At 37.6% G+C, this 15,079-nt stretch carries 11 protein-coding genes; 6 read left to right on the top strand and 5 right to left on the bottom strand.

The features are described from left to right. Positions 1-187: 187 nt before the first annotated feature. Complete coding sequence (psb27, locus tag ACSQ6I_RS04370) at positions 188-589, bottom strand: photosystem II protein Psb27 (protein ID WP_438889114.1); 402 nt, start codon at positions 587-589, stop codon at positions 188-190. Positions 590-733: 144 nt separating this feature from the next. Then, entirely contained in the window at positions 734-1,876 is a 1,143-nt protein-coding gene (cofH, locus tag ACSQ6I_RS04365; protein WP_438889113.1) for a 7,8-didemethyl-8-hydroxy-5-deazariboflavin synthase subunit CofH, read from the bottom strand. Between the two features lie 277 nt (positions 1,877-2,153). Between cofH and ACSQ6I_RS04360 the strand changes: the two genes are divergently transcribed. From ACSQ6I_RS04360 to ACSQ6I_RS04345, 4 genes are all read left to right on the top strand, one after another. Further along, positions 2,154-3,848: an LA_3751/LA_3752 family putative glycosyltransferase gene (locus ACSQ6I_RS04360; RefSeq protein WP_438889112.1), complete on the top strand. Its 1,695-nt coding sequence runs from the start codon at positions 2,154-2,156 to the stop codon at positions 3,846-3,848. Between the two features lie 27 nt (positions 3,849-3,875). Continuing rightward, complete coding sequence (locus tag ACSQ6I_RS04355; RefSeq protein ID WP_438889111.1) at positions 3,876-5,582, top strand: glycosyltransferase family 39 protein; 1,707 nt, start codon at positions 3,876-3,878, stop codon at positions 5,580-5,582. A 306-nt stretch (positions 5,583-5,888) separates the two neighbouring features. Then, complete coding sequence (ndhD1, locus tag ACSQ6I_RS04350; RefSeq protein WP_438889110.1) at positions 5,889-7,463, top strand: photosynthetic/respiratory NAD(P)H-quinone oxidoreductase subunit D1; 1,575 nt, start codon at positions 5,889-5,891, stop codon at positions 7,461-7,463. Between the two features lie 701 nt (positions 7,464-8,164). After that, entirely contained in the window at positions 8,165-9,958 is a 1,794-nt protein-coding gene (locus tag ACSQ6I_RS04345; protein WP_438889222.1) for a WD40 repeat domain-containing protein, read from the top strand. Between the two features lie 190 nt (positions 9,959-10,148). Here the strand turns inward: ACSQ6I_RS04345 and ACSQ6I_RS04340 are convergent, their stop codons facing one another. Further along, positions 10,149-10,565 carry a DUF2358 domain-containing protein gene (locus ACSQ6I_RS04340; RefSeq protein WP_438889221.1) on the bottom strand — a complete coding sequence of 139 codons (417 nt, stop codon included), beginning with the start codon at positions 10,563-10,565 and terminating at the stop codon, positions 10,149-10,151. An 8-nt stretch (positions 10,566-10,573) separates the two neighbouring features. Beyond that, positions 10,574-11,734: a glycoside hydrolase family 10 protein gene (locus tag ACSQ6I_RS04335; protein ID WP_438889109.1), complete on the bottom strand. Its 1,161-nt coding sequence runs from the start codon at positions 11,732-11,734 to the stop codon at positions 10,574-10,576. A gap of 94 nt (positions 11,735-11,828) precedes the next feature. On the opposite strand from ACSQ6I_RS04335, the gene ACSQ6I_RS04330 reads away from it, so the two are divergent. Both ACSQ6I_RS04330 and ACSQ6I_RS04325 read left to right on the top strand, forming a co-directional pair. Beyond that, the gene (locus ACSQ6I_RS04330) at positions 11,829-12,710 is read left to right on the top strand and encodes an alpha/beta fold hydrolase (RefSeq protein ID WP_438889108.1); all 882 of its coding nucleotides are present in this window, start codon (positions 11,829-11,831) and stop codon (positions 12,708-12,710) included. A 292-nt stretch (positions 12,711-13,002) separates the two neighbouring features. Beyond that, positions 13,003-13,458 (top strand): pentapeptide repeat-containing protein, encoded by a 456-nt coding sequence (locus ACSQ6I_RS04325; RefSeq protein WP_438889107.1) that lies wholly within the window; start codon positions 13,003-13,005, stop codon positions 13,456-13,458. Positions 13,459-13,592: 134 nt separating this feature from the next. Here the strand turns inward: ACSQ6I_RS04325 and metK are convergent, their stop codons facing one another. Then, positions 13,593-14,867: a methionine adenosyltransferase gene (gene metK / locus ACSQ6I_RS04320; RefSeq protein WP_438889105.1), complete on the bottom strand. Its 1,275-nt coding sequence runs from the start codon at positions 14,865-14,867 to the stop codon at positions 13,593-13,595. Positions 14,868-15,079: the final 212 nt, after the last annotated feature.

The raw sequence follows: 15,079 nt of genomic DNA, 5'->3' as shown, positions 1-15,079 counted from the left end.
TAATCAGGATAAAAGCTAATTTTTATAGACGTATAAATTCTTATTTTTGTTGCCAAAATTATTGATAAAAATACAGTTTTAAACCTATGTTTAAATAAATTTCTTATGGAGTAGCCAAGAGTCAAAAATGCAAAGTCAAAATTTGGAACTTTGAATTTTTAGCTCTTGACAATAAGATAGGTGATCGTTAACTACCACGCTTTAGCGCTATTTCTACGAGGTTTAACTCCTTCTCTAGACGAGTTTTGAGCTTTTCAGGGACGGGACGATTTGGGTAAGAACTGTAGTGTCCAGCTAAAGCGTTGAGGGCTGTTCGCATAGTTGTAAATGAGCTAAGACCTGAAACATAAGAATTAGCTCGTTGGTAGCGAGCCGAAAAGTCATTAATTTTTTGACGTGCGGCTGCTTGAATTTCTGCTTTATTTGGGGAATCTTGTGATAAATCTAGAGCTTGTCTCATTGTATTGACTACTGACAAGGTGTCTTGACGATAATCCCCAGTCAAACCATCAGGAGTACCTGAACAGCCCATTAAGCCGATGCTTAGAACCAAAACTAGGGCAAGTAGACGCGACCAATAACGCTTCATATGCATTAATTAAAACAATACGTAAATTAACGTCCATCCTATCTCGGATTGGTATCCTGGGGATAGGGTAAGAGGAAAGAGGCAGGGAGCAGGGAGCAGGGGAAGAGTTTTACCAATTACCAATTACCAATTACCAATTACCCATTACCTGTTACCACTTTTCTGATATAAAGTATTCCGTTCTTGGTAAGGTTTTTTTAGGGAAGCGATCGCTTTTTGTAAGGTTTCAACTTCCATACAAGTGCCACCTATAGCCCCGGCCATGGTGGTGATATGTTCTTCCATCAATGTGCCACCGATATCATTGCAACCCCAAGTTAATGCTTCTATCGCTCCATCTAGCCCTAATTTTACCCAACTCGGTTGATGGTTAGGGATGCAATTTCCTAAATAAATTCTCGCTACAGCAGTTAGTAATAGTGCATCCTTTAAAACTGGTTGATCTCGTCCTACACGACGACGTAAGGATTTAGGGGCTTCTTGTCCCACAAATGGTAAGACAATAAATTCTGTAATTCTGGCTGGGTATTCTTGCTCGATCGCATTTTGTTGGAGCGATCGCAATTTTTCTAAATGTCCAATTTGTTGTTCTGGGGTTTCAATATGCCCAGATAACATGGTGCTAGTGGTAGGTACACCTAATTTGTGCGCCGTACTAACGATTTCTAGCCACGTAGCCGTATTAATTTTTTCTGGACATAGTACCCTGCGTACCTCATCATCCAACACCTCAGCGGCTGTTCCTGGCATGGAACCAACGCCAGCATCACGTAAAGCTGTAATCACCTCTGCATAAGTAATTCCGTCTAATCTGGCAATAAACTGGACTTCTTGGGGAGAAAATGCGTGTAGATGTAGCTGGGGAAACTCCTGCTTGATGGTTTCTACTAGTTTGAGGTAATAAGGCAAAGATTTCCCATTAATTTGTGCTTGTGGGTGTAATCCCCCTTGCATACAAATTTCCGTTGCTCCCCGACGCACCGCATCTGTAGATTTTTCCAGAATCTGCGCCCAACTTAACCAGTAAGCATCAGTATCACCATCATCCCGCCGGAAAGCACAAAAACTGCAATGCTGTTCACAGATGTTGGTAAAATTAATGTTGCGATTAATTACGTAAGTGACTGTATCACCAGCTTGAGTGCGACGAAGTTGGTCAGCAGTAGCTCGAATAGCTGCGATCGCTTCTGGGTCATTTTGTTTCAATAATACAACACCATCAGAAGGTGATATATTATACCCCGCTAAAGCTAAATTAAGAATTTCATCAATAGTTATAGTAGGCACAGTTTATCAAACGTAAACTACTTATTTCATTTTCGCAATAAATTCAAAAATTCAACTTGTAATGTTATATTAGACACTAACCTTTTGATTATGCTAAGTCTTGTACAAAATTGACTATTTTAAGTCTTAATCATAATACACTAACGTTACTATCTTGACATATCAGCAGCAATTTATCTGCCTCATTGGTTTTTTGTATAAATTTAGATGTTTGTAGCCAAAACTGAAAATAATTAAATTTGCTTGATATTGACAATAATCATCCTTTTATTAGCGTATGTATAAATTAAAAGTAAACGCACCATTATTAATAATCTTATCTGGTGTGATTTTTTCCTTATACTTACTATCTCAAATCCCAGATGAAATTTACTATAGCGGTGATGGTGGACTCAAAGCATTATTAGCTAAACAAATTAGTTCTGGTAAGCTGCACTTTAATTTAGACCTGCCTGCACCACAATGGGTACATGAAATCTGGAATAATGGACTATATCCTTTTGAAGCGCCATTTAGCTATAAAATTTCTAATCTTTACTATATAACATTTCCCTTTACATTTCCCCTCGTCACTGCACCATTTTATGCCCTTTTAGGTTTTAGAGGTTTTTATATAATTCCTCTAATTTCCACATGGATAGTCTGGTTTAGTTTTTATCGAATTTGCCAATTTTATAAACTAAATCAACTAATAACAGCCATAGGATTACTCACACTAATCTTCGCTTCTCCATTAACTATGTATAGCGCCATGTATTGGGAACATACACTTGCAGTATGTTTAGCTTTCAATGGGTTGCAGATTATGTTAACTAAAGGAGCAAAAGATTTTTCTACAAAAAATTCAGTCTTCAGTGGCATATTAATTGGTTTATCCGTCTGGTTTAGACCCGAATTTCTGGCATTAGTGGCTATTGTAATTGTGTTAGTTATTATATCATATGGCAATTCTATTGGATTTATGAACGGAATTTTGAAAACGAACCGCAGAGACGCAGAGAACGCAGAGGCAGATAAGAAAGGGGTGTTTACATCTTATTTAGGATCGCTATATATACTCGATTTAATAACTATTATCAAAAGTAAACAAATAATATTTCTTGCTAGTCTAATATTAACTGTATTGTGTTTCTTTGCCTTAAATAAGCTTATTTATAACCATCCATTAGGCGCTCATGCTTTCCAAGTAGTAGAAAATTTTTCACTGCAAGCAAGATTATTAAAATCGGTGAAATTTTTTAATGAACTTAAAAACGATTTGCTCGAATATTTCCCCATTATATATTTTGCAATTCCAGTTTTGGTGATTTCTTTATTTAGGAAAAATATCAATTTTACTCCAGCAATTAGACAAATATTATTAATATCAATTTTATTCCTTTGTCTAGTACCTGTACTCATTCCTAGTGACGGGGGTAAGCAATGGGGATCGAGATTTTTATTAATCCTCATCCCATTACTTAATTTCATCGCCATATCTTGTTTGGATAGAACATGGAAGATTAAAAAACTTGGGATGAGATACATTAGCAGCGGTATTTTTGTAACTTTATTTATACTTGGATTTCACCTCAATACAATTCAAGGTACTATAAATTGTTACCAGAAAGGCAAAATAGAAAATCTGGCTGTACTTGATTTTTTACGGAAAGATAGTAATAAAATTGTAGCTGTTGCTAACCAGTATGTTGGTCAAAGTTTTGAAACCATCTTCAAGCAAAAAACCTTTTTTCTGACTAAACAACCGGATGATGTGAGTAAATTAGGTTTGGCATTGCATGAACAAAGCTATGAAAAATTTATTTATATATGTCCTGTTTATGATAAATGTTTTTCTTCCCCACGAATACCTGATAAATTAGAATTGTCTACAAACCAGAAAAATTTAACTATTCAACTCAAAAAAATCATCCAAAATAAAAGATACAGAATAGAAGAAGCAACGATTATTGAAAATAAACAAAAAGCCTGATTTATAAAAAATAAGTAAATTTAAAAAATGAAAACAGACTCACCAGTTAATCACCTAAAAAATCTTTTATCTGTAGAAAAGATATCTCTGATTGTTATTGCTTTGGCAGTTTTGCTGCGAATTATCAATCTAGGAACTAGAGAATTTTGGTATGACGAGGTTTTATCATTATTGCTTTCTACCAGTAAAAACAGTGCCTACAAAATGCCTGGAGATGCACCAGTAGTATTAGCAGAATATACATCCTTATTGCGTTTACCTGTTGAGTCCAGTGTTCGTGACTTTTTCCTAACTATCAGGGATTTAATTAAAAGTCTATTAGGAGGAGAACCTCATCCACCAATATTCTTTTTAAGTCAGCATTTTTGGCTGCGTCTTTTTGGCAATAGTGAAGCAGCAATGCGGAGTTTAAACACATTAATTAGCATTGCCGCTATGGGTGGTGCTTATGGTTTAGGAAAGTTTATTTTAGGACATCGTGGTGGATTATTTTTAGCTGCACTGTTAGGAATTAGTCCTTTTTACTTATTTCATTCTCTCAATTTCAGGATGTATGCCCCTCTGGTATTGTGGGTAGTTTTAAGTGCATGGTCACTACTGCATCTTATTGAACAACAAAATTCTCAAAATCCCCAAAGTCGTCGTAGTCAGATATTCTGGAATGGACTTTTAATTATCTCCAGTGCGGTTGGTTTGATGACTTTTTATTTATATGCCTATTGGCTAATAGTTTTAGGAATATTGGTACTCTATTTAGATAGAAGACATTGGTTACAGCATGGTTTGCGCTTAGGTGCTGGAGTTTTATTAACCATGCCTTGGGTGTTGTGGGGTACAATCAAGCAACTACGTAATGCTGATTTAGATCGTTTTGGTAACGCCAAGTCAACATTACCTCCCTTGTTAAGACACTTACAGGATTTTACTAACACTTTGGGTACTAACGTACTTATCGGAGACTGGGCAATTAGTTTAGATCCTATGATCGTCACTTTAGCTGGTGGTTTGGTAATCTTGCTATTTTTAGCCTTGAGTATTCATCTCTGGCGAAAAGGTGAACAGAAAAACTTAGGTACAGTTTTAATATTAGGAATTTTACCGTTATTACTAGCTTTGTTAGTAGATATCGCCACTAAAAAGTTTACTTTGGGTTTTGGGTTTGGACGGACAATGATCATTATTGTCCCAGGCTGTTTATTATTAATAGCTTTGTGGGTAGAAAAAGCAGTTGCTAAACAATGGCGTACCTTGGTAGCTGCTGGTGTGTTGTTGGTGTATTTAACTATTAGCGTTGGTGACTTGAGTTTGCGACATCGTTCAGTTTTTCGTCCAGTTGCCGAATTAATTGCCCAAGACGCAAATCAGCCGACATTAATTGCTATGAATTCTAAAGCTTGGGGTCATGTCATGCGTGTGGCTTATTATATTCCCACCCAGTATCCTGTCATGTTTCTTTCTCAAAAGCCGTCAGAACTAGCTGCTGCGTTAGAAAAAGTGCTGAGGGAAGAACCAACGAAATATTCTCGGCTCATTTGGTTAGACAGTGCTAATCCTTTATGGTCACGTTTAAAAACAGAAGCGGAAGTAGAAAGGGAACAACAAAAAATTCAACAAGTTTTGTCATCTCAATTTCAGTTAAAAAATACTCAAAATCTATTAGGTACGATGACCCTTGACCAATTTACTGCCAAGGTTTACACTCGTTCCCTGAGTCAAGAAGCTAAAAAATATTAGGCGATTTTAATTTGGCGATCGCATTTAGTCAGAGTTGTCAGACGATGTTGGCAGGTGTAACATGAACTGATCCAGTGCGTAAATGCCAGTTTAGCGGCTTTTTTTGGGTAAATTTTTGACTGGACAGGGAGTATTCTAACCTACATTCTGCACCCTCATATGTCAAAAAAGACTCTTCCGCAGAAAAATTGGGGATTGCCAATTTAATTAAATCAACCTAACAATGAAGAGAAAATTGCCAAAAAGCTGTTAGTTAATAACTAGTGACTTTTTGCCAAACAAGATTTTAATTGCAGACTGATTGTGATGAATATAGCTAATTTTCCGTGGCTGACGACGATTATTTTGTTCCCAATAGCCGCGTCACTACTACTTCCTATCATCCCAGATAAAGACGGCAAAACAGTGCGCTGGTATTCCCTGATTGTCGGGCTGATAGATTTCGCACTGATTGTTTACGCTTTTTGTACTGGGTACGATTTCTCCAATCCCGATTTGCAACTGGTGGAGAGTTACCCCTGGGTTCCACAGCTAGGTTTGAACTGGTCAGTAGGGGCAGATGGCTTGTCTATGCCCCTAATTCTGTTGACTGGATTCATTACCACCTTGGCAGTTTTAGCAGCTTGGCCTGTCACCTTCAAGCCGAAATTATTTTTCTTCTTGATTCTGGCCATGTATGGCGGTCAAATTGCTGTATTCGCTGTCCAGGATATGCTGCTATTTTTCCTGGTGTGGGAATTGGAACTTGTGCCGATATACTTCCTGCTGTCGATTTGGGGAGGTAAAAAGCGCCAATATGCAGCGACCAAGTTTATTTTATACACTGCTGGCGGGTCGCTATTTATTCTGCTGTCTTCCTTGACAATGGGATTTTATGGCGATACAGTGACTTTCGATATGCGATCGCTCGCCCTCAAAGACTACGGCCTCAATTTACAACTTTTACTCTACGCTGGCTTCCTGATTGCCTACGCTGTCAAGTTGCCTATCATACCCCTCCATACCTGGCTACCAGATGCCCACGGTGAAGCTACAGCGCCCGTGCATATGTTACTAGCAGGTATTTTGCTAAAAATGGGTGGTTATGCCTTAATTCGCATGAATGCCCAAATGCTCCCCGATGCCCACGCTTACGTTGCACCAGTGTTAGTGGTTTTGGGGGTAGTAAATATCATCTACGCTGCCTTAACATCCTTTGCCCAGCGTAACCTCAAGCGGAAAATCGCCTATTCTTCAATTTCCCACATGGGATTTGTTCTCATTGGTATTGCCTCCTTCACCGATTTAGGTTTAAGTGGGGCAGTTTTACAAATGGTTTCCCACGGATTAATTGGGGCAAGTTTGTTCTTCTTAGTCGGTGCAACTTACGACCGCACACACACCCTAATGCTAGATGAAATGGGTGGTGTTGGTAAAAGAATGCGGAAGATTTTTGCCATGTTTACAACTTGTTCAATGGCATCTTTAGCATTGCCAGGAATGAGTGGCTTTGTAGCAGAATTAATGATATTTGTTGGTTTTGCTACTAGCGATGCTTATAACCCGACATTCAAAGTTATCGTTATTTTCTTGATGGCAGTTGGTGTAATTTTAACGCCAATTTATCTGTTATCAATGTTGCGAGAAATTTTCTATGGTCAAGAAAACGAAGAATTAGTTTCTCACCAAGCGTTGATCGATGCCGAACCCCGTGAAGTATTCATCATCGCTTGTTTGTTGATACCAATTATCGGGATTGGTTTTTATCCCAAGTTGCTAACACAAATGTACGACGCTACAACTGTACAATTGACAGCAAGATTGCGTGATTCTGTACCCACTTTGACGGCTGGAAAAGCAGTAGAAACCGTCTCTTTGAGTGCGCCAGTAATTGGTAATTGATTCGTAATTACAACTACAATTTATATTGAGGGTGGGTTTAATACCTGCCCTTTTTTATCACTGATTTAACAGATTTAAGGATTTCACGGAATGAAGGACTTTTTGGTAACTGAAAGGGTTTAAGACCCCTAATGTAAGACGTGTTTAACATAAATATTTTTCTAGATAGATGCGTTAGTTACACAAATAATTAATATATATTGCTTTGCATAATTTTTAAAATTATCTAAGAGTAAGCCACAAAATAAATGATCCTGTTTTGTCATGCTGAGTGTAGCAAAGCATCTCGGAGGATTCTTCACTACACTTCGTTTCGTATAGCTATAGCTTGCGTGACGACGTAGGAGTCATACGCCACACTTCGTGAACAGAATGACATTGGGCATTTCTTTTTGTGGAGTTCTCTAATCAAAAATTTGAATTTACTGACATACACCTCTCTTGTTGCCATAACTGTTTCTCTAGAAACAGTAACTTGTTTTCCAAGTTAGTTAGAATCTATGGAAACCATCTAAATATCCCTAGGAAAATTTTAGAAATATCTGATGAATATTCAGATGTCTCTTTACCATTAACACAAACTTATATTTGTGTTCTATAAAACCGTGATAATTACTGGATTTTTATTTAAGTAAAAGTTATAAAACCAACTAATTGCCTTAGTATAATTTACCTTAAGTATGCAATACTGTGCCGCTATCATGCAGATGGATTGGATTAGCTTACTCAAAGCTCAACAAACTGACTTTTTACAACGTGTGAAAAAACCTAAAACTGCTGATCTTTCTCTTCTAGAAGGTCAAGTAAAAGGTTGTCATAGTGAAATTGTAGCATTTTGCGGTGAGCCATTGGCAAAAATAGTAGAATGTTCGCGCCAACAAGCAGAAATTCTCGCTAAAAATCCGCCACCAATACCACCAGAATATCCTGAACCACCAGACTGGATAATTCCCTTTCCTAAATATTTTCAACTGCAAGCAGAGGATTATCTGGTTCGAGAACAAATTGTCGATCAATTGATGACAGAAAGGTTAGGTAAATTGGTTAAAAAAGTGCCACAAGACACTTTAAAAAATATGGTCTTAGATGATGAAGGAAATTTACGTGGTGAAAGTAAATTTACTTATTGGTTAACTAATAACCCCAAAATTAGTATTCAAGTTCACGTAGCAGATGGAGAAAGTTTCAACGGAATTAAAAAAGATAAAATTCGCTGGTCAGTCACTCAAGAAGATGTAAAAAATTACCAAGTTTTAATTTTTCTGTGTTTGTTGTATCCAGCAACGACTAAATTAGGCTACGAAAAGCAAACAGTCATGGCTGGTTTTTTACCAGCACATCAACTAAAATTTACTGAACCAAAACTGTCTATAACTCCTAGCAATTTATTATATGCAGGAGGATTAAATTGGTATTTAGAATCGCTCAATGGTAAAAAAAATGATCTGCCTATAGCAGATGAGATCATAATATCAGAGACTATTCAAACTTTACCATCAGACCATCCGCAAAAGAGTATTATTGGTGAGTGGGAATTTTGGCAGACTTTGAAAGGACACACTAGAGGTATTAACTGCCTAGCTTATACTGTTAAAACTGTGCCAATAGAAAGTTCTGGATATCAGTATGGTAAAACTGTACCCATATTAGCTAGTGGTAGTCGGGGAGAAACGAAATTATGGGATCTAACCAAGGGTGAATTAATAGAAACTTTGTCAGAATATCCTTGGGTAATATCGGGGTTAGTAGGTGAAGTAAATTCCTTGACTTTTAGTGCAGATGGACAAACTTTAATTAGTGTAGGTGCAGATTCTACAATTAAAATTTGGCATACCGGCGCACTAGATTTAATTGATATTTTGCATAAACATAATGGGAGTGTGCGTTGTGTTGCTTTTACTCCTGATGGCAATATGATAGCAACTGGTGGCGATGACAGAAGAATCTTATTTTGGGATTTGTGTCATCGCCAGGTTAAAAAATCTCTATCTTTAGATGATACAGCTGCTCATTCAATGGTGTTAAGTCAAGATGGGCAAATTTTGATTACAGGTAGTTACCGTAAAATTAAAATTTGGCATACATCTTCTACAGGTAGTAATAAAAATGTTGAGGATACACAACCTCTACATATTCTGATGGGTCATTCTCACATTGTGAGTTCTTTAGCAATTAGTGCTGATGCTAAATTTTTGGTGAGTGGTAGTCGCGATAAAACTATCAAGGTTTGGAATTTGGAGACTGGGAAATTAATTCACACTCTCAAAAGTCATAGAGATGGTGTGTATGCTGTAGCCCTCAGTCCCAATGAACAAATTATAGCTAGTGGTAGCGCTGATAAAACTATCAAATTGTGGCATTTAGAAACGGGTGAATTATTAGGTACGTTTATTGGTCACGCTAATACAGTTACAGCTTTGACTTTCACAGCTTCTGGAGAAATGTTGGTCAGTGGGAGTTTGGATAAGACAATTAAAATTTGGCAGAGAAGTTAAATTTAAATGCGGAGGAACAGGGAGAAATTCCTCTGTGTTGTAAAAAATATATCATAGTAATATCAAGGTCACATAATTGATGATCATAAAACTATGCGATCGCACTTTGGTAGTTTCCGATATCGCTTTTTTACCGAACCACAGAGAAAACAGGGGAATAAGAGCGATTTACGCTCTTGCATTTTCATCACTATACACCCTGCTGCCAAAACTGCTTTAAAATCTCCCCCGGTTTCCTATCCCAAGTATCAATATGCTCATAAATCAAACCCTTATTATTCAACTTATAAGTCGAATAACCATTAAAAAATAACCGCGCTTGCCAAGGAACACGTAACACACCCCGCACAGTCCACTTAGCTAAAATAGTGTTCGACTCCGATTCAGACACATCATGTAAATCAAAAGCAATTTCTGTAAAAAATAACTGAGCGTGAAACCGCAAAGTCCAAAAAATAATCCGATAATTCAATTTACCCTTAAATTTATTTACCGGGTCACGAAAAAAGATATCCTGTGTATAAATATCATAAGAAATATCTTTCTCAAACAATGTCGGTAAATCCTGTTGGAGAATTTCAATAATCTGTTCTATTTGGAATTTCACCACTGATTTTATACCTTAAAAAATTTTCTCAACCGTTTTTCTAATCTCTGCAAAATAGAAGTAGACCTGCTATGAATCATACCAAAACTCTGTAAATCTGCCAATTTGGGAAACGAAGCCGACTGAGCATAGGGTCCCTTTTTTAATACTTTCGCTAACTGATTATTATTTTCTCGCAAACCTTCATAAAAAAAGCATACTTCCCCATTAATTCCCAATTGACGATGATATTCAATCACCTGTAAAAAGTAATCTGGACTAATGCAATATTTTCCTAATTTGATTAAAATTCCTGGCGCGAGTTTTGGTAACATTGCATCTGTAAACTGCTCATTTACTAACCTGTCAATAATACATTTATAACTGAGAAAATCACGACGATAAATTTGAGGATGAATAATATCAACAATTCCTCGCTTTAACCAAGTTGGTGAATCTTGCAAATATTCCTGCAATCCCCAATCATAAATATTAGGAGCCATTGACACTAATAAATCAGGATTTATCGCTTTCACTTCCTGATAAAGCAGTGCCAAAACATCAGTTAAAATATTTGCCCGCCACTGTAACCAATGTTTATCCTTGTGGTTCCGTGGTGGATTTTTTTGAAATTGTTGGCGGTAGCGGTTTACAGTTCCTTGATCATAACCTCCTTCAGATGGTAAAGCTGGGAAACGATCATCTCCTTGGATACCATCAACGTCATAATTTTTTACGACTTCTAAAACTAGATTTAACAAAAATTCTTGCACTTGAAAATCAAAAGCATTCAACCATTCAAACCCATTCTTTTGCAATAAATTACCTTGGTAATCATAGGCTCCCCATTCAGGTTTTTGCTTTAATAACATCCCACCATTTGAATTGTAAGAACTGGCAAAACCATATTCAAACCAGGGTATGACTTTTAAACCCACTCGTCGTGCTTCTTCCACTACTTCCATTAAAGGATCACGACCTAGAAAATTTGAGTCAATTTCTATACCAAACATTTTCCACATTGTAGGACTAGGATACAGGGTGACACCTTTATGCCAAACAACGGGAAACACGACATTAAATCCCGTTTCAGCTAGGAATTCCATCGCTTCAGCAATGCTTTGTCTGGATTTGAAAACCTGACTATCAGTTGTGCTTAACCAGACACCCCGTATTTCTACTTGACTCATTTACACCCTGACTTTTAGTAGATGTGTTCCTGAAGAATACTTTGTATGATCGCTTTTGGTAACAATTTCAATAATTTTAACCAAATTTAATTCTATGTCTATTATCGAAGATTCTTGGATACACGCTTATATAACTACCAACGATATTAAACTGCACTATGTCACCGAAGGGGAAGGCCCTTTAATGTTAATGCTGCATGGTTTTCCTGAATTTTGGTATTCTTGGCGACATCAAATTCCTGAATTTTCTCAAAATTTTAAGGTTGTTGCTGTTGATTTACGTGGCTATAACGATAGCGATAAACCCCAAGCACAATCGGCTTATGTTATGGATGAATTTGTTAAAGATGTTGAGGGAGTAGTGCGGGGATTAGGATACGAAAGTTGTGTTTTAGTTGGTCATGATTGGGGTGGTGCGATCGCTTGGAATTTTGCCTATGCTCACCCAGATATGGTAGAAAAACTAATTATACTCAACCTCCCCCATCCCGCCAAATTTTCTCAAGGCTTAACCACTCCCCAGCAACTGTTACGCAGCTACTACATTTTCCTATTTCAATTCCCTTTTATTCCCGAACTACTCCTCCAAGCCTCAGACTATGAAGCCATAGCCAAAGCCATTCAAGGTACAGCCTTCAATAAAAACGCCTTCACCACAGCAGATATTGAAGCATACAAAGATGCTGCCGCTAAACGTGGCGCACTCACAGCTATGTTGAACTATTATCGCAATATTTTTCAACAGCGCCTCCTCAACAAAAATTGGAGTATTCTCGAAGTTCCCACCTTGATGATTTGGGGAGAACACGACACTGCACTGGGTAAAGAACTCACCTATGGCACTCAAGAATATGTCAGGAATTTACAAATCAAATATATTCCTAATTCTGGTCATTGGGTTCAGCAAGAACAGCCAGAATTAGTTACAAAGTATATGCAAGAATTTCTCCTCCAAAAAAACAGTCCCATCTCTTAAATCTATAAGCTTTTTACTAGGATAAAATACTCATTTACTACTCAAGCCAAACTATGCTGTATGATGCAACTTAAAAATATTTAACACTAAATTTAACAGAATTAATTTACCTAATTTCAGTACCCAGACATAGTTCAAACCTAACGCTAGTAATAGTTATAGCCTGACTAGCCAATTGCTAAAACATCACATCTAGCTTGTGAGGTAAATCAACATATTCTAGCCATTTAGTGAGATAATGGAGTCGTGAGGGAAAGAACGGACGCTACTCCATTATTAAGGGGGAAATTTTATGAAACGTCAGCTATTAGCAGTTATAGCCTTAGTCACTCCCCTATTTTTAGCTAACTCAGTTCAAGCTGGGAATACACAAGACCTACAAAAGCTATTGTCAACTGGGGAATGTAGAAATTGTCAGCTATCAGGAGTTAACCTCAGTGGTACTCATTTAATTGGTGCAGACTTACGAGGAGCAAATCTCCAAGGAGCTAACCTGAAAGATGCTAACCTTGAAGGTGCTGACCTAACTGGAGCAAACTTGGCAGGTGCTAATTTAACATCAGCTTTTGTCACGAACGTGAATTTGAAGCAAGCCAATCTCAATGGTGCAAACCTCACCAGTGCGACTATTAACGATTCCAACGTGTATCAAGCATCAATGAATGACTTAACTATTACTGATGCGGAAATATATAACACTGGTATCGGTATTGGTGGTGAAGACGCAGAAATACCTGATTGGGATTAAGTTTAGGTTGAACTCCTTGATATTTTAGGGGTGACTAGTACTTAAAAAAGCAATAATCACATATAAAACCTCTGCTTGATAGTTACAAAAGCAGAGGTTTTTTGGTTTTAGTTGTAATCTCAAATCACCCGATTTTAACTTAATGCCTGAGCAACAACTTCTGAAAGAGACTTATTAGCAGCTTTTTTCAACACATCTACCTTGTCGGTACGTTCCCAAGGTAAATCTAAATCACTACGTCCCAAGTGACCGTAAGCCGCGATGTCCTGATAAAAACGTCCGCCTCGTTCACTTGGTAGGTTGCGTAAATTGAAAGTGTGGATAATTCCTGCTGGACGCAGTTCAAAGTTGTCTTTGACTAATTCCAGTAAAATTTCGTCATCCACTTTACCAGTTCCAAAGGTATCCACAAAAATGCTGACCGGTCGGGCTACACCAATGGCATAACTTAACTGGACTTCACATTTTTCCGCTAACCCAGCTGCCACAATATTTTTTGCCGCATAACGAGCAGCATAAGCAGCAGAACGGTCTACTTTCGTGGGGTCTTTACCAGAAAAAGCACCACCACCATGTCGTGAATAACCACCATAGGTATCGACAATAATTTTCCGTCCAGTTAGACCAGAGTCGCCTTGAGGTCCACCAATAACAAACTTACCAGTAGGATTAACTAAAAAGCGTGTATCCTGATTTGGCTTAATCTCAATATCGCCAAAAACAGGTACTACCACTGCATCCCACAAGTCTTCTTTAATCTTAGCTTGCACCGCAGCATCATCAGTAATATCCCCAATATTAGGTGTATGCTGGGTGGAAATTAAAATTGTGTCGATACCTACTGGTTTGCCATCTTCATAGACGACGGTGACTTGGGTTTTTCCATCAGGACGCAGGTAAGCTAAATCACCTGTTTTCCTTACTGCTGCCAGTCTTCGGGCAATGCGGTGAGCTAAACTAATAGGCAAAGGCATCAGTTCTGGTGTTTCGTTGCAAGCAAAACCGAACATGATACCTTGATCACCAGCACCAATTTGATCAAATAGTTCTTCACTATCCTCAGCGCGAGTTTCTTGGGCAGTATTTACACCTTGAGCAATATCAGGTGATTGTTCATCCAAAGCTACTAAGACACTTGCGCTATCAGCAGAAAAGCCGTTAATTGAATCAGTATAGCCAATTTCAGCAATTTTCTTCCGTGCCAAATTGACAAAATTCACATTGGCTTTGGTAGTAATTTCACCAGTAATTAGCACTAATCCAGTATTAACTACTACTTCAGCCGCGACCCGGCTAGTCGGGTCTTGTGTCAGTAGAGCATCGAGAATGGTATCTGAAATTTGATCACAGATTTTATCTGGATGACCTTCAGTAACGGACTCAGAGGTAAATAAATAGCGACGAGACAATGGAAATTCCTCCTTGAAGAATTTTGATCACTGACTAAAAAAAGAGTATTTAGTTCAGTTACTCATACTAATTTATGAAATCATAACAAGATTTACACATTTACAAAAAAAATGGGTTAGTAGAAAGCTGCCAAACATGAGATTGATTTTACATATACAAAAAAAAGGGGTACACCCATAGATGTCCCCCTTTTGTGTTCACAAACATTGCT

Source organism: Anabaena sp. WFMT, assembly GCF_051781005.1.
Taxonomy (GTDB): domain Bacteria; phylum Cyanobacteriota; class Cyanobacteriia; order Cyanobacteriales; family Nostocaceae; genus Anabaena.
This window is presented reverse-complemented; position numbering and strand designations above follow the sequence as displayed.

Bases quoted from the DNA above. Each gene is read 5' to 3' on its own strand.
- psb27 (WP_438889114.1), bottom strand. From the start codon at position 589: ATGAAGCGTTATTGGTCGCGTCTACTTGCCCTAGTTTTGGTTCTAAGC.
- ACSQ6I_RS04360 (WP_438889112.1), top strand. From the start codon at position 2,154: ATGTATAAATTAAAAGTAAACGCACCATTATTAATAATCTTATCTGGT.
- ACSQ6I_RS04355 (WP_438889111.1), top strand. From the start codon at position 3,876: ATGAAAACAGACTCACCAGTTAATCACCTAAAAAATCTTTTATCTGTA.
- ndhD1 (WP_438889110.1), top strand. From the start codon at position 5,889: ATGAATATAGCTAATTTTCCGTGGCTGACGACGATTATTTTGTTCCCA.
- ACSQ6I_RS04345 (WP_438889222.1), top strand. From the start codon at position 8,165: ATGCAGATGGATTGGATTAGCTTACTCAAAGCTCAACAAACTGACTTT.
- ACSQ6I_RS04335 (WP_438889109.1), bottom strand. From the start codon at position 11,734: ATGAGTCAAGTAGAAATACGGGGTGTCTGGTTAAGCACAACTGATAGT.
- ACSQ6I_RS04330 (WP_438889108.1), top strand. From the start codon at position 11,829: ATGTCTATTATCGAAGATTCTTGGATACACGCTTATATAACTACCAAC.
- ACSQ6I_RS04325 (WP_438889107.1), top strand. From the start codon at position 13,003: ATGAAACGTCAGCTATTAGCAGTTATAGCCTTAGTCACTCCCCTATTT.